This is a genomic window from Sulfuriferula sp. GW1 (genome assembly GCF_047300855.1).
Classification (GTDB): Bacteria; Pseudomonadota; Gammaproteobacteria; order Burkholderiales; family Sulfuriferulaceae; genus Sulfuriferula.
This window is the reverse complement of the sequence record NZ_CP170197.1, coordinates 890,043-912,824: the sequence shown is the minus strand read 5'-3', so window position 1 is coordinate 912,824 and position 22,782 is coordinate 890,043. Positions and strand designations below refer to the sequence as shown.

Here is a 22,782-nt window from a genome sequence, read left to right as displayed (position 1 = left end):
ATCCCGCAGGACTCACAAGCAATATTCAATTCTGGCTAGCCGGTTTCATCGTGCTCGCCAATGCCGCAATTTACGGGTGGTTTATTTTTCGGCTTTGGGTTCGGGAAGATCAAGAATCTACTGACCTGTCTGCGCAAGGTCAGCGCAGCACGGACCTTGTCTTACCGCCCGTGCCTGATCACTTCCGGCACCGCCTGGCGCAGGTAGTAAGCCATAGACCACAGCGTGAGCACGGCGGCCAGCCAGATCAGCCAGGTGCCAATTTGCTGGGTATCCAGACCCAGGAAAGTTTCATGGAACAGCAGCAACAGGATGGCGACCATTTGCGCCACGGTTTTGAGTTTGCCGATCATCGATACCGCCACGCTGCCGCGTGCGCCGATGCTGGCCATCCATTCGCGCAACGCGGAGATGGTGATTTCACGACCGATGATGATGAGCGCGATGAGCGCATCCACGCGCCCCAGCTTCACCAGCACGATCAGTGCGGCAGCGACCATCAGTTTGTCGGCCACCGGGTCGAGAAAGGCGCCGAAGGCGGAGGTCTGGTTGAGGATGCGCGCCAGATAGCCGTCCAGCCAGTCGGTAATGGCGGCGATGCCAAACATGCCAGCGGCAATCAGGTTTATTTGATGCGGAGTGAGCCAGCCGTCCGGCAGATAGAACACGGCGACGACCAGCGGAATCATGATGATGCGCAGCCAGGTGAGCAGGTTGGGCAGGTTGAGTGGCATGGCGTAAATTTTAGTGAGATATCGGGCTAGTGTAATTCACGGTATATCTTTTCAGCCAGCGCGCGGCTGATTCCCTCGATCTGCGCGATCTCTTCCACCCCTGCATTTTGCAGGCCGCGCAGGCCGCCGAAATTCTCCAGCAGCTTTTGCCGGCGTTTCGGGCCGATGCCGCCAATGTCTTCCAGCGCCGAGTGGGTGCGTGCCTTGCCGCGCCGCGCGCGGTGGCCGGTAATCGCAAAACGGTGCGCCTCGTCGCGGATTTGCTGGATCAGGTGCAGGCCGGGGTGGTCGCCGGGCAGGCGCGTGGCGCGGCCATCGATGCTGATGAGCTGCTCCATGCCGGCCTTGCGCTCGACCCCTTTGGCGACACCGATCAACTCGATGTCGGTGATGCCGAGTTCAGCCATGACCTCGCTGGCGATATTGAGCTGGCCGGCGCCGCCGTCGATCAGGATCAGGTCGGGGCGCCTGGCCTCGGTCTGCTGGATTTTGGTGTAGCGCCGGGTCAGCACATCGCGCATCGCCGCATAGTCGTCGCCGGGAGTGATCCCGCTGATGTTGTAGCGCCGGTACTCGCCATTCTGCATCGCGCCCTTGTCGTATACCACGCACGACGCCACCGTCGCCTCGCCCATGGTATGGCTGATATCGAAACACTCGATGCGCTGCAAATTAGGCAGGACAAGCGCTTCCTGCAGCGCGGTGAGACGCGCCTCTTGCGTGGCTTTTTGCGCGACCTGGCGGGTGATGGCGATGCGCGCATTGCCTTGCGTCATGGCCAGCCAGCTGCGGCGTTCGCCGATGGGGTTGACCTGGATGCTGACCTTGCGCCCGGCCTGCTCGCTGAAAACCGCCGCCAGCGCCTCAGCATCAACCGGTTCGGAAACGATGATCTGCGGTGGAATGGCACGATTGAGATAATGCTGGGAGAGAAAGGCTTCCATGGCTTCTTTGGGGACAACGTCCTGGGCATTTTGCGGGAACAGGGTCTTGTCACCCAGATGCCGCCCGCCGCGTATCATCAGCAGGTTAACACATAGCAGACCCTGCTCGGCCACCACGGCCACTACGTCCGCATCCGCCTGACTCTGGCTGGCTACAAACTGCTTTTCGCGCACTGCGGTGAGGCTCTTGATCTGGTCACGATACAACGCCGCTTCTTCATAGCGCATGGCATCCGCAGACTGCTGCATTTTTTCGGTGATTGACTGCAATACCTCGTTTTCCTTGCCCTCCAGAAACAGCGCGGCATTCTTCACGTCGGCGGCGTAGTCCTCGGCGCTGATCAAATCCACGCACGGCGCAGTGCAGCGCTTGATCTGGTGCAGCAGGCAGGGGCGCGAGCGATGATTGAATACGCTGTCCTCGCAGGTGCGCAGGCGGAACACCTTTTGCAGAATCTGGATGCTGTTGCGCACCGCATAAGAATTGGGAAACGGGCCGAAGCACCGGTCCTGGCGCTGCGGCGTGCCGCGGAAATAGGCCAGGCGCGGATAGCGGTGGCCGCTGAGCATGAGATAGGGATAGGACTTGTCGTCGCGGAACAGGATGTTGTAACGCGGCGATAGCGCCTTGATCAGGTTGTTTTCCAGCACCAGCGCTTCGGATTCGGAGCGCGTGATGGTGATCTCCACGCTGGCGATTTTCGCCACCATCAGACGGATGCGCGGACTCTGGTCGGTCTTCTGGAAATACGAGGCCACGCGTTTTTTCAGGTCGCGCGCCTTGCCCACATACAGCACTTCGCCATCCTGCCCGAGCATGCGATACACGCCGGGTAATCCGGGCAACGTGGCGAGAAATGCCTTGCTGTCGAAACTTTCAGTCTTCATCCAGCAATTTGCCCGCGATTGCCCAGTTTTCTTCCGGCAATTCATCGAAGGCAATATAAGTGTACGAGGCAGGCTTACCCGCCACGCGCTCCAGCGTACCGGTGATTTCTTCGGCGATTTTCTGCTTCTGTTCGCGGCTCAAACTGCCTGCGATGCGGATATTCACATAAGGCATGGCTCATCCCTCCTTGTCAGCACAGATACGCGCAAACACGGCGCGGAACATGTCCGGCGTCAGGCGGCGCGTATTGGTATTGTAACGGCTGCAATGGTAGCTGTCGTAAAGCGTGCGGCCATCGTCCAGTACATGCACCGCGCCATGGCCGAACGCGTGGGATTTGGCTTTCAGCCCCAGCGCCATGAGCACGGCGGCATGCGCGACGCTGCCCAATGCAAGGATGGCCAGATCGCTAGGCAGTGCGGCAATTTCGTGCGCCAGATAACGATTGCACTGGCGAATCTCGGCGGTTTCCGGCTTGTTGGCCGGCGGCAGGCACTTGACCGCGTTGGTGATGCGGCAGCCGTGCAATTGCAAGCCGTCGTCAGTACTCACTGAGGTGGGCTGGCTGGCGAAACCGTAGGCATGCAGGGTTTCGTAGAGCAATATCCCGGCGTGGTCGCCGGTAAACGGCCGGCCGCTGCGGTTGGCGCCGTGCATGCCGGGAGCCAGACCGACGATCAACAGCCAGGGTGCGGCATCGCCAAACGGCGCAACCGGGCGCGCATGATAAGCCGGATGCGCCACGCGCACCTCGTCGAGAAAACCGGCCAGACGCGGGCAGGCACGGCAGCCCAGATCAAAGGACGTCATCAATGATGGTGGCGCGGATAAAACGGAATGCCCACCTGTTCGAGCCCGGCGGCAGGCAGTTCCGGCTGCAGGGTCACGTGGTCGATATCAAAGCGCGTGTGCAGCATTTGCCGTGTGTTGTGGAGAATATCCGGCCAGTCCTGCATGGCGGGAATTTCCAGATGTGCCGACAGCGCAACCTTGCCCGAGGCCAGCGTCCAGATATGCAGGTCGTGCACCGAGTTCACCCCGGCTGTCTGCGCCATCGCCAATCCTACTTCGGGCAGGTCGAGATTTTGCGGCACGCCTTCCATCAGAATATGCAGCGCCTCCCGGAGCAGGCGAATGCTGGAAACCAGGATCAGCGCCACCACGAACAGCGACAGCAGCGCATCGATCGGCAGCCAGCCGGTGAAATAAATCACCGCACCCGCAGCCAGCGCCGCCACCGAGCCCAGCATGTCGCCCAGCACGTGCAGCAGCGCGGCGCGCACATTCAGGGTCTGTTCGCCGCGCGACAAGTGATAGGCGACAAAAATATTCACCGCCAGCCCGATGGCGGCGATCACCATCACAGCCCCGCCCTGCACCGGCTGCGGCGCTTGCAGGCGCGCGATGGCTTCCCACACGATACCCACCATCAACGCCAGCATGAGCACGCTGTTGGCCAGCGCAGCCACCACCTCGGCACGCACCAGGCCGTAGGAATGCCGATACGATGCCGGGCGCTGCGCCAGCCAGCCGGCAAACGCCGCCAGCCCCAGCGCCAACGAGTCGATCAGCATGTGCCCGGCATCGGAGATCAGGGCCAGCGAGCCCGACCACCATCCTCCGCCCGCCTCCACTGCGGCAAATCCCAGGGTCAGCCAGAACGCGATGCCCACACCACCGTGGCCATGGTGGTGATGGTCGTGTCCATGGTGCGCGTGGTCGTGATCGTGATCCTGATGCGTGTCTTCAGCCTTTGCCACAAGTATTACTCCCGTCGGTTTCCCATAAATCTGCGCTGCCATGCCCGATACCGGCGATGGCGTGAACGGCGGCAGCGTAACGTGTCTGCTCGCGTAATTCCGTCATGCCGGGTGGATGCGGTTTGCCGTGCAGGCGCGCGATGCGGGCGATGCTGGTGGGCGGCATGCGCCAGTCCAGATTAGCCAGCACTTCATCGGCAGCCGCGCAGTTGTTGCACACCAGCGCCATGTCGCAGCCCGCTTCGAGCGCGGCGGCGGCGCGTTCGACAATGCTGCCCGCCACGCTGGCGCCTTCCATGGAAAGATCGTCACTGAAAATCACTCCGTCAAAGCCCAGCTCGCTGCGCAATATCTGCTTCAGCCAGTGCGGAGAAAATCCGGCCGGGCGGCTGTCCACGGCCGGGTAGATCACATGGGCCGGCATCACGCCGGTCATGCCATAACCTGCCATACGGCGGAACGGCACCAGATCGGCCTGCTCGATGTCGGCATAACTGCGTTCGTCCACCGGGATTTCCAGATGTGAATCGGCGCGCACGAAACCATGGCCGGGGAAGTGCTTGCCGACGCTGCCCATCCCCGCGTCCCTGAGGCCGAGCATGAGCTGATGCGCGAGATCCGCGACGGCATCCGCATCGCTGTGAAAGGCGCGGTCGCCGATCACGCCGGATGCGCCGTAATCCAGATCCAGCACCGGCGTGAAGCTCAAATCCACGCCGTGCGCGCGCAACTCGGCAGCCAGTACATAGCCGCATTCGCGCGCCAGCCGCCGCGCTTCGGCGGGATGCCGATCCCAGATCCGTCCCAGTTCGCGCATCGGCGGCAGCACCGTGAAGCCCTCGCGGAAACGCTGCACCCGCCCGCCTTCGTGATCCACTGCGATGAGCAGATGCGGGGTGCGCAGCGCGTGGATTTCGGCTGTCAGTGCAAGCAGTTGCGCGGGGGACTGATAATTGCGCGCAAACAGGATCACGCCGCCCACCAGCGGATGCGCAAGGCGGCGGCGGTCGTCGTCGCTGAGTGCCACGCCGGGCACGTCGAGCATGATGGGACCCAGGCTCATGGTGTGGTTTCCAGTATCACAAAGGCTATAACGTAATCGGATTCGTCGCTGATGGAAAGATGCGCGCGCGCCACGCCCCGTTCAGCCAGCCAGGTTTGCAGCTCTGCTGCAAACGCCAGTTCGGGTTGCCCCAGCGGGGTATGTTGCACGCGGATATTGCTTAACGCTACCGGGCTGCGCAGGCCGGTACCGGCTGCCTTGGCCAGCGCCTCCTTGGCGGCGAAGCGTTTGGCGAGAAAGCGCGCGCCGTCGGATTTGCGCGCAAATTCCGCCCATTCTTGCGGCGCCAGGATACGCTGTACCGCACGCTCGCCGTGGCGCGCCAAAAGCCGCGCCATGCGCGCCACCGCCACCATATCCGTGCCGATACCGTAAATCATCAGAGACTCACTTTCACGGCCAGCCCGCACGCGCGGATTTTTTCCGCAAACGCTTCCATCCAGTCTGCCGGCAATGCCGACAAACGCGGCGCTTCGGGTTGCTGCGAGGGCCGCGCCAAGCCGTACAACAGCACGCCCTGCACAGGCACGCCTGCGCTTACGATGCGGCGCACAAAATCCAGATAAGCCTGCTGTTCCGCCTCCGGCGGCGCAGCGCCATCGATCGCAAACATACAGGTTTGCAGCCAGGTGGCACACAAGCCGGCGGCAGTCTGCAGGTTGGCAAACACCCGCTCCGGGCTGAGTTCGGCGTGATTGATGCGGCGCAAGCCTTCGCGCATGGCGCTGTCCAGCTTGAACCAGACTTCGCCGTTGAGCGCACGCATCTGTTGCAGCCCCGCTTGTACGTAGGCCTTGTCCAGCAGGCTGCCATTGGTGATGAGGACCAGCTTGATTTTACCCGTGAGGTCGAAACGCGCCATCACCCGGCCGATCAGCTCTATCACCTCGACAAAGGCTTTGGCGCTGGTCGGCTCGCCATTGCCGGACAAGGCGATATCGTTCATGCGCCGCGCACTCTCCGGCACGCGCGTTGCCATGAAGTCGCCCTGCAGCAGTTGTTGCAGAAAACCGGCCAGCTCGCGTTCGAGCAGCGCCAGGTCGATTTCCGGCGCCGCGCCGCGCGTGAGCCCCGGCACCTGGCAGTAAATGCAGCGCCAGTTGCAGGCATTGTTGGGGTTGAGATTGATGCCCACCGATACCCCGCCGGCGCGGCGCGACACTACCGGATAGACATAAGTCATGCCAGCGGCGTCGCGCGAATGATCAGCAGGTGTCAGAGGCTTGTTCTGGGTATCCACGATGATAGATGGCGCGGCCATGTCCGCCGTGCCTGGGCTCGCAGCCGCTTGAAAACTGTTATCAGAAATGTCCCCGCAAACGCACGGCGCTTGCAGGCCCAGAGGATGTACGCAATTGTATCATCGCAGCGGGTTTCAGGCGCTTACGCGGTAATTTCTACGCTCGGGACAAGTTGAGCGCGAGCAGGCGGCGCAGGATTTCCTCATCGGTCATTGCCGGGGTGTAGTCGTTCCAGCCGTAAGCCCGGGCGACGGCCGCATCCAGCGTCTTGTGGGCATTTCAGGTGTGGCGATATATCGCGGTAAACCTTTGCGGGCTGCACGCATTGCGATGCGTGGTCTCCGTGTCGCCACTTGTCGATAAACTGCCTGGGATCATCTGCTCGGCCCCAGTTTTGGACTAGCGAATGGTGCTGCGGGAGATAAGTTGTAAAGCCGCGATTTTGCGCGCGCTTCCGTTTGTCTTTCCTGGTATTGAATACGTTATTCTCTGATCGGTTATATCTGAGGCGGTTCAATGACCAAGTGCAAATAGCGCAGCATGATGCTGCCTGAAATCGAAAATCAGCCCGGCACGCCGATCATGATGCCGTCATCATGCACATCTAAACACAGGACTAAATCGAGTTTTGTGATTGAATGACTCTGCGCGACCCGTTTCAGACTTTCAAACAAGTAAAAAAATCGGAGACCCGCACTCCGCCCATTCGAAGTCGAAAAAGCAAGGAACGCCAAGGTGTTTGAGAACGACAAACAAAAATCCCTCACAGAAGGCCATGCTGCTGGCTTCCCGCGCATGATCCGCTTTGATCGTCATCTATGGCGGCGCTTCAGGGCAATAGCTGCTCCCTACTGGTCCGGGGAAGAGAAATGGCAAGCCAGGGGGCTGCTTGTCCTGCTGGTGGTGCTGTTATTGGGGCAGACGGGATTCGCGGTGCTGTTCAACCAGTTGACCGGGGAATTCACCTCGGCGCTGGCGGTAAAGAATGCGGACAGGTTCTGGACTGCCATCAAAGAGTGTCTCGTCATCCTGGTCGTGGCCGTGCCGATTTATGCGTTTTACTACTATGTGCGGGACAAGCTCGGTATTTACTGGCGGCGCTGGCTGACCCGACATTTTCTGGGCAGCTATTTCAGCAATCAGGCTTATTACGAACTGAATGCCAACGCCGAGATCGACAACCCGGATCAGCGTATTGCCGAAGACATCAATACCTTTACCCAGAGATCCCTCTATTTTTTGCTGGTGCTGATCGGCGCACTGCTGGATCTCATGGCTTTCAGCGGCGTGCTCTGGTCGATTTCCACAGAACTGGTCTTTTTTCTGATCATTTATGCGATTGCCGGCACGGCAATCACGCTGCTGGTGTTTGGCAAAGTCCTGATCGGGCTCAATTTCTACCAACTCAAACGCGAAGCCAATTTCCGCTTCAGCCTGGTGCGCGTTCGCGAAAACGCCGAAGCCATTGCCTTTTATCGCGGCGAGGCACAGGAGTCACGGCAGGTCGGCCAACGTTTCAATGAAGCCTTCAGCAATTACAACAAACTCATCCGGGCTCAACTGAACCTGAACCTGTTCCAGTACGGCTACAGCTTCATGACCATCATTTTGCCCAGCGCCATCATTGCCGGGCGGGTGCTTTCCGGGGAGTTGGAAGTCGGACGCGCGATTCAGGCGGCCGGGGCTTTTGCGGCGATATTGAGCGCGCTGACGATCATCGTGGATAACTTCGAAAGCTTCAGCAGATTTGCCGCAGGGATAGATCGTCTCAGCAGCTTCGCCAGCTTCCTCACCGAAAAGGATACCGCACCGCCGCAGGCCGGGAATCACATTGCTTTGGTGCAGGATTCCCGTCTGGTCATCGAAAACCTCACCCTGCAGACGCCGAATCATGAGCGAACCCTGATCAGCAACCTTACCCTGGCGATCGATCCGGGCGAGGGGGTGATGATCGTGGGTGCCAGCGGCTGCGGTAAAAGTTCGTTGTTGCGCGCCATAGCCGGTCTGTGGCACTCCGGAAGCGGTTGCATCATCCGGCCGGATACCAGGGAAATGATGTTTCTGCCGCAACAGCCCTACATGCTGCTGGGCAGCCTGCGCAGCCAGCTGTTGTATCCGCTGCAGGATAGCGAAATAACCGATGAGGAACTGCTGCAGTTGCTGGATCGCGTCAACCTGCCTGATATCGCTGCCCGGCTGGGTGGCCTGGATGCCGAGCTGGACTGGGCAAAGGTACTGTCAGTGGGCGAGCAACAGCGGGTGGCCTTTGCCCGCGTGCTGCTCGCCGCACCCCGCTACGCCATTCTCGATGAAGCGACCAGCGCCCTGGATATCGCCAATGAGGACAGTCTGTATCGGCAGTTGGCAGGCAGCGCCACCACACTGATCAGCGTCGGCCATCGCCCCTCCATTCTGAAATATCACCCGCAGGTGCTGGAACTCGACGGGAATGGCGGATGGCAGCTGTATGCGGCGGATGACTACCGCTTTAGTCGGTAGCCTGCAGTTTTTTGATCGGTGTGATCTTATTGGTTGAGCGTCATTCCAGAGTGACGAGCAACGATCAGTTTTTTCTTATGCTGAGCGAATCGCCCAGGACGCATACCGGGGAAACCGGATTCAGGCTTACAGGAGGTCCATCCGCTGAACCCATCGTGGCTGCCGGAAAGCCCTCGGTGGGTTCAGCGGCACGCGTTACGGCGTTATGGAGAGGTAGCCGGATTTTTCCAGATCGATCATGGCGCCGATGCCGGATGCAACGATACGGCCATAGGGGAGAATGTCATGGGGCGTGTAGCCTTTCAATTTCATCGCTACGGCGCACTCCTCCATTTTTACGCCGCCCTTGTTGAGCGCATCCAGTATCGCCAGATTGGGATTGCCTTTGGGGTGTGGCTGTTTCACTTTCTGGTCGTAGGCCTCGTCGGTCAGCAGAAACTGCGCACCGTCGCCCCGGAACACCATCACGATTTCATAATCCTTGCCGGGTTTCATGCCGAGGGCGGTATATTGATCGTAGAGATTTTTGGCCGCCAGCACCTGCTTGCTGACACCATTGGGAACGGTATCCGCATAATTGACCTGAATGGCAACCTTAAGTCCGGTCTGGTGGGTGATCTGCAATGGCGGCTTGGCGTTGTTCGCCCCGCTATCGCTGGTCTCTGCAAAAGCCGTCGTTGAAATGCCCTGCAAAGACAGGATTAAAAGGCCTGCGAGGGCCAGGGCGATGGGCCGCTTGTTGTTGCGCATGATTTTTCCTTGCTCGTGGTTGATTAGGTGAACCGCTGTAAACCTGGTTGGGGTCAGGCGATTGATGCGGCTGGATGGACAGTGCCCGAGAACTTATCCGGACACGCACAATTAGTATGAGGGAATATAAATTAGTTCATTCGCATATTCGGTTAATCTGAATAATTTCCACCATGCTTAATAAAGCGCGCACTCGCCCCGCCCGATATGGGGCAGAAAACCACAAGCTCCTCTCTAGCTGTCCCCCATCAAGCCGATCAGTGTTTCCGGCGCTCAAAGTTCGTCAAGAAAACCATCGCTTCAGCCTTTTTGTATGGCTAGACGCACTTTCTGTTCGCCCTCCATTTTCTGGCTGCCAAGGAGCATGGCGCTATGCGCGCGGCCGGTTGTAAAGCTGATGCGGCTAGCAGGATTACCGAACGGCAAATTCCAGTGGAGGCATGAAGGCAATTAATTATATTTAAAATATATTAATTTCAACTAGTTACGTATCCTACCGCACATAGTTTTTGAGCCAGCTCGTGTATACTTGGACAAATAATACGGAAAAGTCAATATTCTCAATGACTTTCCTATTATTTGCTATTCATTTTGCAGGCAATTCCCACAATGAAATGGCATTTGTATCGGTAGTTTCCAGCGATTCTCTTCGCACCCAAGGACTGGAAAGCCGTTTTGAAGCTTAACGTAATACGTCTAGATTTACTTTCCAGGAATTTTATGAAAACTACTTTAATATATACAGCCATTGCGGCTGCCCTCGCCGCGTGGGCGCCGGTCAGCTCGGCCCGCCAAACAGTCGCTTTGCCCTATATCTTCGGTGCCGCTCCAGGCGATAGCGTTGGGCAGGCAACCGGTATCGACACGACGGGTGCTGCACTGTTGACCATCAACCCGGATATCAACATTAATGCGCTTAACGATGTCGGTGGCGGCATTACGAACGACGGTAACAATTTGGCCAGCATCCTGTTCCTGGGCAACTCGACGGTCACAGGGTTCACTGGTACTAGCTTGAATCGATTCAACGCCATCACGGCGGGTGCAAATGCGACAACGGTAAACTTTAACGGGAATGTTTTTACAACAACCTTCAACGTCAGCGGGACCGGAACTGTCAATTTCAATGGTAGCGTCAATCCAGGCATCGTAGCGGCCAGCACCATTTTTGCCGGTGATGGCTTTATTAATGTCGGTGCGGGTCAGCTATTCAATAGCGCCATCACGACCAATACCGCGAATACGGGTACTTTGACCCTCAATGGCGGCAGCAGCGTGATCGGTGCTATCGGTGGCGCAAGCGGGCTGAAGCAAGTCAATGTGGTCGGCGGCAATGCCTCGGTGATCGGCGCAGTGCAAGCGCTAGGGTTCAACCTGGGCGCGAATACCCTGAACATCAATGGGGCCTTAACCACTAACGCCGGCGGCACGATTTCGACCACGTTTGCCAGCAATGCTGTGTTCGGCAACATTGTCGCGACCGGTAACTCGGCCATCAATGCCGGCGGCGTTACCGTGATTACAACCGTTACCGGCGCACTGACAAACGGAACTACTTACAGGATTGTTTCCGCGCCGTCTGGCACCAATGGCGCTCCGGTAAACGTTATCAATAATAGCCCGCGTTACACTTTTTCCGGCCTGCCGACGACCCTTGGCAACGTAGACATTCAGCTGACAGGGGTCGCGCCCTTGGCGACGCTTGTCACCGCGTCTGGCGCTTTGGCAGTCGCGCCAATATTGGATGTGAATGCACCGGTTGGTTCCGATTTGCGGACCATACAGGACGCAATTGCAGTGCTACCCAATACAGCATCCATCAATAATGCGCTGGCACAGCTTGCCCCGAGCAGTGCGAATCTGGCAGCGCCGTGGGTTGCAGGGCAGGCCACACGACTGTTTGAAGACATGTTGGGGGCGCGCATGGACGACGTACAAAACACATGCTGCGACACTACCTGTGAGCCCAATAAATCAAGTGCGCCGAAAACAACGCACCGGTGTAAAGTGAACGAGCAAAGCAGCAACTGGTGGGCGAAGGGCTATGGTAGTTTAGGCCGCCAGGGCGAGGTCAATAACATTAACGGATACGATACCAAGGCCTTGGGGCTGGTGCTGGCCTATGACAAGCCCCTGAACAACGATACCCGCATTGGTTTTGGTGGTGGCTATGCGAACAGCACCATTAACGGAAACAATCCCACAGTTCAGACCAAGATCGATTCTTATCAGGTAACGGGCTATCTTAATTACACGCCGGGTCCGTGGGTTGTCCAGGGTGCTTTGACGGCCGGGATGGATCGTTATGATGGATCACGCCAGATTGTATTTCCGGGTGTGAATCGCAGAGCGAGCGCTGACTACAATGGGCAGCAGTACACCGCTCTCGTCTCGGCAGGAAAACATTTTTACTTAGACCAGCAGGTCACCGTTACGCCGCTCGCTTCATTGCAAGCGTCCCGTATCCATGTAGATGGCTATACGGAAAGCGGTGCCGGCGCCGTGAATCTGCGTGTGGATAGCCAGGATTACAATTTCATTCAATCAGGTTTGGGAGTGAAGGTTGAACGTGTCATACAATCCGGAAATCGCACCTATTCTCCGGAGGTACACGTCAAATGGTTGCATGATTTCAACTCGACGACGATGGCGCAAAACGCGGCCTTCACGGGTGGTGGTGGAACGTTTAATGTGCAAGGGATACAGCAGGATCGGGAGTTGTACAATGTCGGTGCAGGAATGACATTTCTATCATGCAATTGCGACAAGAATTCATGGACGGTCAAGGGACTCTACGACTATAAATGGAATGACAGCAGTTACTCGTCAAATCAAGTGTCACTTATCGCGAGTCTCAAATTTTAATACCCTCCTGCGTCAGGGCTAGCTAACCGAGGGCTTCCCGAAAGCTCTTATTTCAGCCGACCGGAGCTTAGGGAGGTCTGCGTGCTAGGCGCTGGAGGGATTCCTCCCTCTCTTGTCATATTCAAAACTCAACACAACAGCAGGTGCCGGGCATCTTCTGTTGTGTTGCTTATTAAAAGACTGGTGTTAGTACTTCTGCAACATTCAATGTCTGCGGGCGTCGGCCTATAACGTTACACCTCGCCTCATTCAACACCCCCGGTTTAGCTGTGCGTCATCTGGCAGCGTCGACCGGCTCGTGGATCAATCGGCTGGTGTGATACTGCGTCAATAACCCATGCGCGAACCGTGCACGCCGCTGCCAATATAAACGCCTACCATGGATCCGGCCAGGTGAAGTTTGAACCCTGATTGGTCAGCGAAACTTGCGAGTGCGGCAAGAAAGACGCCGAGCGAATTCAAGCATATTCTGGCCGGATCAATAGGCCAACTATGGAGAAGAAAAGTACCGGTAGGGCGTGAGGGCGATTTCGGATGTTGTATTGGCGGAAGCGGTGAGATTCGAACTCACGAAGGGTTGCCCCTTGCCGGTTTTCAAGACCGGTGCAATCGACCACTCTGCCACGCTTCCTTGTTTCATGCTTAGCTTGCGATGCGGGTCACATTTTAGCCGTGGGCGAACAGATTAGCCAGCAGGAATACTGGCTGCGCCAGCATCAAAATCGGGAATACCCGATAGACATGGTGTGCGAGGCTGAATACATTGTTATCATTTGCCATAATTTTCCATAATGAATCAGGGTTGAATCACCAGCAGACTCCCGCTGATGACAAAAAAATTTACATGCATTCCTCTCGTGCTTTCATGATTCGCGCTGCTCACACCATGGCGCATGCATTGCTGTATTCCTGTCTGTTTTTCGGAGTCAAAACATGGGCCGTGACGATTATTGTGAACCCGAGCGTCACGATCTCCGCTGCATCGCAAAACGCTGTGCGCGCCATGTTCGCAATGAAACTGCTGCAATGGCCGGACGGCCAGCCAGTCAGGGTATTCGTGCTGCCTGACGATAATCCGCTGCATCGGACTTTTTGTAAGGAAGCACTGGACATTTACCCCTATCAACTACGCCAGACCTGGGACCGGCAGATTTATTCAGGTACCGGACAAGCGCCCACGGAGGTGGGCTCGGAAGAGGAAATGCTCAAAAAAGTTGCCAGCACGCCCGGTGCGCTGGGTTATGTGCGGAAGGTGAAACCGGGCGACCGGGTGCGTACTCTTTCGGTGAGCAATCCGGTCAGAACCTTCTCGGCGGAATAATCATGAATCGAACCTACATAAAAATACTGGTGGTGGCTTTGGCGCTTGCCGGCCACGAAATGAACGCCAATGCAGACAGCCTGCCCGAGGGAGTTCAGGTGCATGGATTCGCCAGCCAGTCTGTTATCAGTACGGACCACAACAACTTTTTCGGCAATACCGAAAACAAAGCCAGCCTTGATTTTACTGAGTTGGGCGCGAATATTTCCTGGCGCCTCAATCCCAGCCTGCAGTTATCGGCCCAGGCCGTTGCGCGCCGTGCAGGTGAAACCGACAATGGCTCGCCGCGTATCGACTATGCAACCGCGGATTACACCATTCACGCCAGCGAGAATACGCGCTTCGGCTTGTATCTGGGCAAGATCAAAAACCCTTACGGCCTGTACAATGAAACCCGTGATGTGGCGTTTACCCGTCCCAGTATCCTGCTGCCACAATCCATCTATCTGGATCGCATCCGCAACTTCGTGCTGTCTGCGCCGGGGATGGCAGTTTATGGTGAAAGTGTATTACCTATCGGCAACCTCAGCTATCAGTTCGGCGTGACCAGACCGGACACCTCCGATAGAGAAACCGAAGGCACCTTTCTGGGAAAAGATAGGCCCGGAAAGATTAAAAGTGATATTTCCTATATCGGACGGATTCTTCTGGAACCAGGCAATGGTCATTTCAAACTGGCATTGACCGGGGTCAGCATGCGCGCGCATTACCAGCCAGGAGCCCCAGATGCCCTGCGGGCAGGCAATATTCACTTTGACACCTGGGTGCTGTCCGGGCAATACAATGCCGAAAACTGGGTGTTCACCAGCGAATACGCGCAAAACCATATTAATGCCCAGAATTTTGGCGCCTTCTTCCTGAATCGCGCTGCAACTGGCAGCAGTTACTATGTTCAGGGAACTTATCGGCTCACAACCAGATGGTCGGCCCTGGCGCGCTATGACGTCACCTACAGGGATAACAACGACAAGGATGGCCAGGCATTCAGCGCCTTGACCGGCGTGCCCGCCCATAGCCGCTTTGCCAAGGATCTGACCGCCGGCCTGAGTTACGAGCTCGGCAACAACTGGCTGCTGCGTGGCGAATTTCACCATGTGGATGGCACTGCCTGGTTGACCTACAGCGACAATCCCAATCCTGCTGCCACTTCACGCCACTGGAATATGTGGCTATTCCAGGCGGCTTACCGCTTCTGAACGATGGCCATTCCAGCCAGCAGATCCAGGCGTTTTTTCAGCCTCAGGTGGAAAATCATCATACCGCTCAGTCTGGTATTGCTCGCGGTAAATGCTTCGCTGTCATACATTAATTACAACGGTCAGCGTGCCCAGTTTGAACTGGCTCACAAGGCAAGTGAGGCGCAAAGCCGGCGTTTCGCTGCAGAAGTCATTACCCAGCTGGGTACCCAACTGGAGATGTCCGCCAACCTGATCCCCAATCTGAGCGATGTCCACGGCGCTGTTGTCAATGGCGATAAAACGGCGCTACAGCTCTACTATCAGCGCTACTGGGACGCATTGCACTTCAACAGCGGCCTGGAACAGGTGCTGTTTTTCAAACCCGACGGGCAGTTGTTCGCCAGCTGGAAAGAAAACTCCACGCAAGTGGATGAGGCCGCTTTATCAGCGCAGGTCAGACAGGTTATAGCCGATGAACATCCACAACGTCTGTTGGCATGTACGACCTCCTGCCTTTACTATTTCATCATACCGGTGCTCGACAATGGATACTCCGTCGCCGCCGTCGCCGTGGCCGCCTCGTTTGTTGATGCGGTGCTGTCATTCCAGCGTATCGCCAGCAGCGACATGGCCCTGGCCGTACTCGCGCCCAACATCAGCGGCCTGCCGGCCAGTTCCAGGCAACCCCAGGTACCTGCTCTCAACCGCCGGGTACTGGCCGCATCCGGCGGCCTGCAAAGCATTGAGATACTGCAGAGCATCCAGCCACGCGACATCCGGGTCAATCAGCGCATCAGCGTATCGTACCGGGATCGACAATACGAAATTCTGCCGGTGCCGATCATTATTGGCGCCAGCATCGGCAATCCTTCCATGGCGGTAATCTTTGACCGTACCCAGGATCTCAAGCACCTGCACGCGGTGGCATGGCAAAGCGCGGGCATCGGCATGGTCGGATTGATCATCTCGGAACTGATGCTTCTGGTGCTGTTATGGATCCCGATGCGTCACCTGAAGCGCACCGCGGAAGCCCTGCCTTTGCTAGGTCGCGGAGAATTCGAAGTAGTGCGCTCCCGTTTGGAAAAAACTCGGCGCCGGAATCTCTTGCACGATGAACTCGACACGCTGAACGCCAGTGCGCTGGATCTGGCGGACCGGCTGGAAGCTCTACAGGAAAAAAATCATTCCCATAGCACTGAGCTCGACAATTTGGTGCGGCAGCTGTCGCGTGAACGCGACTTTGTCTCCGGGCTGCTGGATACCGCTCAAATGATCATCGTCACCCAGGATAGCCAGGGCCGCATCCTGATGGCGAACGCCTACATGCTGGCATTGACCGGCTTCGACTACAGGGAATTGCGCGGCGCCAAACTGACGGATTATTTCAGCCAGCCCAAACAGGCAATGGACGCCAACCGTGAACTGTCGGCGCTGCTGCATTCGGATGGGGCCAGTTTGCGCCAGGAAACCGCGCTACGCTGCAAGAATGGCGAATCGCGCGATGTGGTCTGGATTCACTCATCGCTCGGTGCGGAAAACCCCGATGATGCAGCAATTTTATCGGTGGGCCTGGATATCACAGAACTGCATCGCGTCGAAAAACAAGCCAGCTACCTGACCGAATACGACCCGTTAACCGGCTTATACAATCGCCATCGCTTCCAGGAAATGCTGCAGGAAATTCTCTCGCACACCGAAACACAATTCAACGGAGCGCTGATTTATCTTGATCTGGATGAGTTCAAGTCGCTCAACGATACGGCCGGACACACCGCAGCAGATCAGGTGTTGCATGCCGTAGCGAGCCAGTTGCAGGGTCTGCTTCCCACCCCTGCGTTGATCGGCAGACTGGGGGGCGATGATTTTGGCGTATTCTTCAATCATCTCGATGCCCAGCACGCCATACAGTTGGCGCGCCACATCCAGCACAGTTTATCCATGATCACGCTGGCGGAAGTGCCGCTCAGCCACAAGGTTTCTGCGTGTATCGGCATCACCCTGTTTCCCGAACACGGTACGGTCGCCCAGGAACTGCTGGCCAATGCCGATCTGGCACTGTTCCGCGCCAAGGAGAGCGGTCGTGGCAACTTGCATCTGTATGCCCCGGACGAAGGCCTGATGGAGCGTGTGCTCAATCGGGTGTACTGGGTGGACAAAATCGAGCAAGCGCTGGCCGACGATCAGTTCGAACTTTATTTCCAGCCCATACTTTCATTATCCGACAACCAGGTGAGTCATTACGAAGCGCTGGTACGCATGCACAACCCGGCCGGCGACCTGTTCATGCCGATCGAGTTTATCGGCGTCGCCGAAACCACCGGCCTGATCCGGGGCATTGATCGGCTGGTACTGCACAAAGCGATCGCCGCGCTGGCCGAATTGCAGCTCAAGACCCCCGATATCAAACTGTCTGTCAATCTTTCCGGGCGCAGTTTCAGCAATCCGCGCTGGCTCGAACTGCTGCAGGACGAGCTGAACAGTTCGGGCATCAACCCGGCAGGCCTGATCTTCGAGATCACCGAAACGGCTGCCGTGGAAGACATGGCCTCGGCACGCGTGTTGATGGAAAAAGTCATCGCACTGGGTTGCGCATTCAGTCTGGATGATTTCGGCGTAGGATTTGCCTCGTTCGATTATCTGAAGCAGCTTCCGGTCGAGTACGTCAAGATCGACGGCTCCTTCATCCGCAATCTCGCTACCAGTACCGACGACCAGTTGTTCGTCAAAACCCTGGTACAGGCAGCACACGGCTTTGGCAAAAAGACCGTGGCCGAATTTGTCGAGAACGCCGAGATCGTCCAGTTGTTGCGCGATTACGGCGTCGATTACGCCCAGGGCTATCACATCGGCAAACCCGATCCGGTTTTCGGATTGATCGCCTGACGCGACATGGACTGATGTCAGCATCCTGACATCAGTGTCCGGGTTTCGCCTACCCATTACGTCTCCGCAACACCCAACGCCCTGCATACAAGCTTTTCCCCGCCTTGCCGGTAACTCGCTGGCTGGCATATATCGTGCTGAATTACGGGAAATAACCCCTTAGCCGCATCGCAATGAGCTCAATTATAAAAATATTCCAAAAATGCTTGCCAGGATCTCGCCAGGTGCGTTCGCCTTTCGCGACCCTGCACAGCACGCGGCGCTGGGTGGAACAACTGCAGTTTCATCATGAATACGAAGCCCACCAAATGGTGGTGGAGGCACTCAATCAGTTCAATCTGTCCGGCGACGACCTGGATGAGCGCAGACTTCACATCTTGACGGCACTGCGCCATGCCGGCAGCGCGCTGCAAGAAGGCATGGTGACGCAATATCTGAAAAATCAGACAGCTTTCCGCTACGCGGGAAAATCGCTGTGGCAGGAAATCTTTGCTTTTTACTGGCAACTTGCACTGGCATACCAGAGTTTCGTCAAGGCCGCCACCCGCAACCAACCCGTTCTGGCGCAGCAACTGCCCACAATTACACTGCTCGCCTTGCACTATCAGGGCAAGCTGATCCAGTGGCGTTACTTGCGCTATGAAACACCCACGTCGGATGCCTGGCGCAATGTGCATGCGCTTTACGCCATTGCCGAATGCAATGGCTTTGCCGAGCGCAGCCTGAAACTCGGCAACAACACCGAAGCCAGCTGCGTCCATATCTATGCTCACATTCTGCTGCTCAACCTGATCAATCCTGTCGGTCTATGCCCCTGGAAAATCGAGTTGGCGGCATACTGGATCCAAACCTGGTGCCGTCAGTTACAACCCTCGCAGCAACTCGACAGGCAAGTCCATACGCACTGGCTCGATTTGGCTGGCTATGCGCCGCTGTGCCATATCGGCCAGCAACCAGTGGAAGGCAACGCGCTACGTTACTGGTCGATGCAAGGCGTGCTGACCGCGCTGGAAATCACCCGCGCGCAATTGATCAATCCTCCGCCGAGTTCGCTCGACGGCATCAAAAATGAAGCCGATGTGCCCGGTTTACTGGATGACATCCGCGCCATTCTCAATCGCAGCGGCCCGCAACGTCATGCACCACGCCTCGAGCAGAACACGTCGGCCCTTGTGGTATGCGGATTCGAGCATGTACTGCAATCCCTGAGCGGTGCGGACGCTGCTTTCCCTGCTCAATTCGAGCCGTGGATCATGCAGGATGAAGGTGAAGACGGCTATGGCTTGACTCACTATGGCACCCCCCTCGTCATTCCCGACCATGGCGCATTGATCAGTCTGCGTACCGGGACAAAAACGCACCCTCCGGTGCTTGCCGCGGTACGCTGGATCGATACGCAACTCGACCATCCGATCAAGCTGGGTGCAGAACGGCTCGGCTCAGCGCCCAGAATGGTGGCCTTGCATGGTGTCGATCATCTGATGTCGGAAAGCATTTTCAGTTTGACCAGTCCGCCTGTGGATTGTGTGCCAATACGCTGTATTTTTCTGCCTGAACAGGATGGGCGCAGATTCAGCAGCGCACTGGTAGTCGGCGATATGAGCATCGCCCCCACGCAGATTTACGACATGCTGGACGGCAATTATATTTACAGAGTCCGCATCACCCATGAGCAGGGTCGCAGCGACGACTGGCTGTTGCTGAATTTCAACATCCTGACACGATGCCATATCGAAATGAGCAGCCTGGAGCAGGTCAACGTGCTTAACGAGACATGTTGAAATTGAAAAAATATCAGGATAACTGCCAAATATTCGAATACTTGCGCAACACATCCTGAAATTAGTTTCCTTTTCGGTAATTCGTCATGCTGAATAAAAAACCCGGATCAGGTGCGACAATGAATAATCATGAGCGCACCCAGTCGTCGGTCCGCCTGATAATGACCAGCAGCATTTTTTTGTTAATGCTGTTCATCAATTCCTTCCAACATACTATCCATCGGCCTGGGCTAATCCTGATGGCGGTTTATTATGTGTTTGCCGTCGGACAATGTTTCTGGATCAGATTGCAGCCTGACGCACACCATCACCCAAGGAAGGTTTTTGCGATATTCGCCGATCAATCCTTTGTTGCCGGAATTGCCATCCTGGGAGGTGAATCAGCTTCCTATTTCCATTTTGTTGCCCTATGGGTTTCTATTGGAAACGGCATCCGGTTCGGCAGGCAGTACATGTATTTGTCCAACCTGATAGGCACGCTAGGATTCACCAGTGTGATTATATTTTCATCTTATTGGCGCGAGATGTGGACGGTCGGCGTCGGAGTGATTATTGGCTTGAATTTGATTCCTCCTTACGTGGCGAAGTTAATCAAGACGCTCGAGGATACGCAAAAAGAGCTCGCCCACATCGTCTCGCATGACCCGCTGACCGGCCTGTTGAACAGGCGCGAACTGCTAATGCGAGTGGATGCCGCCATGGCGCGCACCACTAGACACCGGCAATCTATGGCGCTCATCTACCTGGATCTGGATGGCTTCAAGGAGGTCAATGACGAAGCCGGACATGCAGCGGGTGATCGCTTGCTCCAGAGTATTGCAAAAAAGGTGGGGGAACGACTCAGGAAAGGCGACACGTTTATCCGTCTGGGGGGCGATGAATTTATCGTCCTGGCAGAAGGTCTGAAAATGCCTTCGGATGCGTCCATCCTTGCTGAGACGATCATTACTGAAGTCGAAGCGACGAGAATTTCTTCGGACGCACACAGAAACAATACTTCAGCGGAGCATCAGGCAATTCACGATTCTCGGGAATATGGGGTTTCCGCAAGCGTAGGGATTGCCATATTTTCCGGTACGGAAGGTGAATGCATCTCTGCCGAAGACCTGCTTGGGCAGGCCGACTCGGCTATGTATCTCTCCAAAAAAAGCGGAGAAAAAAAGATAACGTTTTTTCCATCCGTTCTCCCCTCGGGGCCAGTCAGGCAATGCGCAATCAATGCATGAATAAGAGCGATCAGTGGTTGATGCTTTTCCTTGTCCAAAAACGTCGCGGCCAATTCACACTGCTGTCTTCCCGTTTGCGTAATTACTGCCACCCCATCATTAACGATTCCTGCGTTCTATATCTCCGATATGAAAGCCGAATGCACCATTGCGACGGTCGGCAAAATACAGCCGCAGGGTTTGCTCAATGGTGCGGAACGCAATTTGATCCCAGGGAATCTCGTCCTCGCTGAATAGCCTGACTTCCAGGCTTTCCGGGCCCGCAGCGAAATCCAGATCGAGCAAACGCGCACGGAACATCAGGTACACCTGGCTGATATAAGGCAGGTTGTAGAGCGTGAACAGGTGTTCGATCTCGACGCGGGCGCCCGCCTCTTCCATGGTCTCGCGCAAAGCTCCCTGCTGGGTGGTTTCGTTGTTCTCCATGAAGCCTGCGGGTAGCGTCCATAGCCCGTATTGCGGCTCGATAGCGCGCTTGCAGAGCAGAATCTTGTCTTCCCATTCGGGCAGGCAGCCCACCACCATTTTCGGATTCTGGTAATGGATCGTATTGCACTGGAGACACACATGACGGAGACGATTATCGCCGTCGGGGATGGTGTGGATCACATCGCTGCCGCATTCACTGCAAAATTTCATGATGGCTTTCCAATAAATATCCCGTGAACTTAACAAAAATCGTCCGCGGCGGCTAGCTTGGCTTTATACAGGAACCTGTTATCGTTATACCTGTCCCAGAAAAATCATACATAGCGCCACGCCACCTTCGTGCACGCAGACTATTACGCCATTCGCCAGCTCTCACCCTATCGCGGCATGCTGTTTGTCGTCGATATCGGCTGTGCGCTGGCCTACAGCACCAACGGGCACAGCTGGCAGGTGCATTGCAAAAACCCGTACAACCGCTACTGGCCGTCCGGCGAATGGATCGAGGGCGAAGGGGGCATGCTCAATAGTTGCCAGCACGCGGCGGCTATTATTGCGGCGCTTGAAAACCATCCGCCGCTGCCTTTCACAGCCGAGGATACGCTGGAGCTCTGGCTGCTGGACAAAGCCCGCAGCTTGCCGCTGGCCCTGCTCAAAACCCAGCGCGCGCATGCGGCGCCGGATAAGGTCGGCGACCCGACCTGGTACCCGTTTGTGTTGACTGACACAGGCTTCAGCGCCGATTGCCTGGCGGAAGCCGACGCCAAACGTGACCCGCGCGCCTGGCCGGTGAAACACCGCGACGTGCTGGCGCGTCAGATCAACGAAGCAGCGCGTCCGCTGCCGGCCGCACAATGGTTTCGCCGTCACCCGGATGGGAGCGGTGAAGGCCTCGACGTCGGTTTGCGGCTGGACCCGGCGTGGATCGGACGCCTGTTAGCTAGCGGAGTGTTCCCCGAATTGCCGGTGCGGGAGCGCTGGCCGCAGCCGGTCCAGCGCGAACTGGTGCGCGAATATCACCACTGGATCGCCAGCCTGCTGCTCACCCAACCGGGCCTGTCTCGCGCCACCCGATTGCGGCTTGAGGACGCCGCGTTGCACAATCCGGAACAATTGCTTGAGGTCTACCGCGTGTTACCTGAAATCACCAACCCGGCGCGCATGCACGCCGCGCTGGTCGCCGCCCGCTTAACCCAAGCCGCCCCTTCAACCCGTTAGGACA

General features: G+C 56.8%; 18 protein-coding genes and 1 tRNA gene. 8 read left to right on the top strand and 11 right to left on the bottom strand.

Annotated features, from left to right (window positions below):
- Nucleotides 1-161: 161 nt before the first annotated feature.
- The 8 genes from pgsA to ACFDAU_RS04580 are packed head-to-tail and all read right to left on the bottom strand — an operon-like array spanning nucleotide 162 to nucleotide 6,651.
- Entirely contained in the window at nucleotides 162-734 is a 573-nt protein-coding gene (gene pgsA / locus ACFDAU_RS04615; protein ID WP_124705390.1) for a CDP-diacylglycerol--glycerol-3-phosphate 3-phosphatidyltransferase, read from the bottom strand.
- A 26-nt stretch (nucleotides 735-760) separates the two neighbouring features.
- A complete protein-coding gene (gene uvrC / locus ACFDAU_RS04610; RefSeq protein WP_413438839.1) occupies nucleotides 761-2,566 on the bottom strand; it encodes an excinuclease ABC subunit UvrC in 1,806 nt (601 codons plus the stop codon).
- The gene (locus tag ACFDAU_RS04605) at nucleotides 2,556-2,741 is read right to left on the bottom strand and encodes a tautomerase family protein (protein ID WP_413438838.1); all 186 of its coding nucleotides are present in this window, start codon (nucleotides 2,739-2,741) and stop codon (nucleotides 2,556-2,558) included. Before ACFDAU_RS04605 ends, uvrC begins: the two co-directional genes overlap by 11 nt.
- A gap of 3 nt (nucleotides 2,742-2,744) precedes the next feature.
- The gene (locus ACFDAU_RS04600; RefSeq protein ID WP_413438837.1) at nucleotides 2,745-3,377 is read right to left on the bottom strand and encodes a uracil-DNA glycosylase; all 633 of its coding nucleotides are present in this window, start codon (nucleotides 3,375-3,377) and stop codon (nucleotides 2,745-2,747) included.
- Nucleotides 3,377-4,327 carry a cation diffusion facilitator family transporter gene (locus tag ACFDAU_RS04595; protein WP_413438836.1) on the bottom strand — a complete coding sequence of 317 codons (951 nt, stop codon included), beginning with the start codon at nucleotides 4,325-4,327 and terminating at the stop codon, nucleotides 3,377-3,379. Before ACFDAU_RS04595 ends, ACFDAU_RS04600 begins: the two co-directional genes overlap by 1 nt.
- A complete protein-coding gene (gene nagZ / locus ACFDAU_RS04590) occupies nucleotides 4,314-5,390 on the bottom strand; it encodes a beta-N-acetylhexosaminidase (protein ID WP_413438835.1) in 1,077 nt (358 codons plus the stop codon). The genes ACFDAU_RS04595 and nagZ overlap by 14 nt, the downstream gene beginning before the upstream one ends.
- The gene (gene acpS / locus ACFDAU_RS04585; protein ID WP_124705396.1) at nucleotides 5,387-5,770 is read right to left on the bottom strand and encodes a holo-ACP synthase; all 384 of its coding nucleotides are present in this window, start codon (nucleotides 5,768-5,770) and stop codon (nucleotides 5,387-5,389) included. The genes nagZ and acpS overlap by 4 nt, the downstream gene beginning before the upstream one ends.
- Nucleotides 5,770-6,651 (bottom strand): radical SAM protein, encoded by an 882-nt coding sequence (locus ACFDAU_RS04580; RefSeq protein WP_413438834.1) that lies wholly within the window; start codon nucleotides 6,649-6,651, stop codon nucleotides 5,770-5,772. Before ACFDAU_RS04580 ends, acpS begins: the two co-directional genes overlap by 1 nt.
- A 715-nt stretch (nucleotides 6,652-7,366) precedes the next feature.
- Here ACFDAU_RS04580 and ACFDAU_RS04575 point away from each other — a divergent pair.
- Nucleotides 7,367-9,130: an ABC transporter ATP-binding protein/permease gene (locus ACFDAU_RS04575; RefSeq protein ID WP_413438833.1), complete on the top strand. Its 1,764-nt coding sequence runs from the start codon at nucleotides 7,367-7,369 to the stop codon at nucleotides 9,128-9,130.
- Nucleotides 9,131-9,325: 195 nt separating this feature from the next.
- Here the strand turns inward: ACFDAU_RS04575 and ACFDAU_RS04570 are convergent, their stop codons facing one another.
- Nucleotides 9,326-9,880, bottom strand: coding sequence for a DsrE family protein (locus ACFDAU_RS04570; protein WP_413438832.1), 555 nt, complete (start codon nucleotides 9,878-9,880; stop codon nucleotides 9,326-9,328).
- Nucleotides 9,881-10,600: 720 nt separating this feature from the next.
- Between ACFDAU_RS04570 and ACFDAU_RS04565 the strand changes: the two genes are divergently transcribed.
- Nucleotides 10,601-12,745: an autotransporter domain-containing protein gene (locus ACFDAU_RS04565; protein WP_413438831.1), complete on the top strand. Its 2,145-nt coding sequence runs from the start codon at nucleotides 10,601-10,603 to the stop codon at nucleotides 12,743-12,745.
- A gap of 543 nt (nucleotides 12,746-13,288) precedes the next feature.
- Here ACFDAU_RS04565 and ACFDAU_RS04560 read toward each other — a convergent pair.
- Nucleotides 13,289-13,376 (bottom strand) — tRNA-Ser (locus ACFDAU_RS04560).
- 234 nt (nucleotides 13,377-13,610) lie between these two features.
- Here ACFDAU_RS04560 and ACFDAU_RS04555 point away from each other — a divergent pair.
- The 5 genes from ACFDAU_RS04555 (at nucleotide 13,611) to ACFDAU_RS04535 (ending at nucleotide 21,134) form a co-directional block, all read left to right on the top strand.
- Complete coding sequence (locus ACFDAU_RS04555; RefSeq protein ID WP_413438830.1) at nucleotides 13,611-14,066, top strand: hypothetical protein; 456 nt, start codon at nucleotides 13,611-13,613, stop codon at nucleotides 14,064-14,066.
- Between the two features lie 2 nt (nucleotides 14,067-14,068).
- Nucleotides 14,069-15,262 carry a hypothetical protein gene (locus ACFDAU_RS04550; RefSeq protein ID WP_413438829.1) on the top strand — a complete coding sequence of 398 codons (1,194 nt, stop codon included), beginning with the start codon at nucleotides 14,069-14,071 and terminating at the stop codon, nucleotides 15,260-15,262.
- Between the two features lie 3 nt (nucleotides 15,263-15,265).
- Nucleotides 15,266-18,127 (top strand): EAL domain-containing protein, encoded by a 2,862-nt coding sequence (locus tag ACFDAU_RS04545; RefSeq protein ID WP_413438828.1) that lies wholly within the window; start codon nucleotides 15,266-15,268, stop codon nucleotides 18,125-18,127.
- A gap of 224 nt (nucleotides 18,128-18,351) precedes the next feature.
- Entirely contained in the window at nucleotides 18,352-19,908 is a 1,557-nt protein-coding gene (locus ACFDAU_RS04540; RefSeq protein WP_413438827.1) for a hypothetical protein, read from the top strand.
- Nucleotides 19,909-19,994: 86 nt separating this feature from the next.
- Nucleotides 19,995-21,134, top strand: a complete 1,140-nt coding sequence (locus tag ACFDAU_RS04535) for a GGDEF domain-containing protein (RefSeq protein WP_413438826.1) — start codon at nucleotides 19,995-19,997, stop codon at nucleotides 21,132-21,134.
- 99 nt (nucleotides 21,135-21,233) lie between these two features.
- Here ACFDAU_RS04535 and ACFDAU_RS04530 read toward each other — a convergent pair whose 3' ends face one another.
- Nucleotides 21,234-21,773 (bottom strand): NUDIX hydrolase, encoded by a 540-nt coding sequence (locus tag ACFDAU_RS04530; RefSeq protein ID WP_413438825.1) that lies wholly within the window; start codon nucleotides 21,771-21,773, stop codon nucleotides 21,234-21,236.
- Nucleotides 21,774-21,902: 129 nt separating this feature from the next.
- Here ACFDAU_RS04530 and ACFDAU_RS04525 point away from each other — a divergent pair, with 129 nt between their 5' ends.
- Nucleotides 21,903-22,778, top strand: coding sequence for a hypothetical protein (locus ACFDAU_RS04525; protein ID WP_413438824.1), 876 nt, complete (start codon nucleotides 21,903-21,905; stop codon nucleotides 22,776-22,778).
- Nucleotides 22,779-22,782: the final 4 nt, after the last annotated feature.

What these genes read in the sequence shown, in the direction of transcription:
- pgsA (WP_124705390.1), bottom strand. Translation starts at nt 734, where the DNA reads ATGCCACTCAACCTGCCCAACCTGCTCACCTGGCTGCGCATCATCATG.
- uvrC (WP_413438839.1), bottom strand. Translation starts at nt 2,566, where the DNA reads ATGAAGACTGAAAGTTTCGACAGCAAGGCATTTCTCGCCACGTTGCCC.
- ACFDAU_RS04605 (WP_413438838.1), bottom strand. Translation starts at nt 2,741, where the DNA reads ATGCCTTATGTGAATATCCGCATCGCAGGCAGTTTGAGCCGCGAACAG.
- ACFDAU_RS04600 (WP_413438837.1), bottom strand. Translation starts at nt 3,377, where the DNA reads ATGACGTCCTTTGATCTGGGCTGCCGTGCCTGCCCGCGTCTGGCCGGT.
- nagZ (WP_413438835.1), bottom strand. Translation starts at nt 5,390, where the DNA reads ATGAGCCTGGGTCCCATCATGCTCGACGTGCCCGGCGTGGCACTCAGC.
- acpS (WP_124705396.1), bottom strand. Translation starts at nt 5,770, where the DNA reads ATGATTTACGGTATCGGCACGGATATGGTGGCGGTGGCGCGCATGGCG.
- ACFDAU_RS04580 (WP_413438834.1), bottom strand. Translation starts at nt 6,651, where the DNA reads ATGGCCGCGCCATCTATCATCGTGGATACCCAGAACAAGCCTCTGACA.
- ACFDAU_RS04570 (WP_413438832.1), bottom strand. Translation starts at nt 9,880, where the DNA reads ATGCGCAACAACAAGCGGCCCATCGCCCTGGCCCTCGCAGGCCTTTTA.
- ACFDAU_RS04565 (WP_413438831.1), top strand. Translation starts at nt 10,601, where the DNA reads ATGAAAACTACTTTAATATATACAGCCATTGCGGCTGCCCTCGCCGCG.
- ACFDAU_RS04555 (WP_413438830.1), top strand. Translation starts at nt 13,611, where the DNA reads ATGATTCGCGCTGCTCACACCATGGCGCATGCATTGCTGTATTCCTGT.
- ACFDAU_RS04550 (WP_413438829.1), top strand. Translation starts at nt 14,069, where the DNA reads ATGAATCGAACCTACATAAAAATACTGGTGGTGGCTTTGGCGCTTGCC.
- ACFDAU_RS04545 (WP_413438828.1), top strand. Translation starts at nt 15,266, where the DNA reads ATGGCCATTCCAGCCAGCAGATCCAGGCGTTTTTTCAGCCTCAGGTGG.
- ACFDAU_RS04535 (WP_413438826.1), top strand. Translation starts at nt 19,995, where the DNA reads ATGCTGAATAAAAAACCCGGATCAGGTGCGACAATGAATAATCATGAG.
- ACFDAU_RS04530 (WP_413438825.1), bottom strand. Translation starts at nt 21,773, where the DNA reads ATGAAATTTTGCAGTGAATGCGGCAGCGATGTGATCCACACCATCCCC.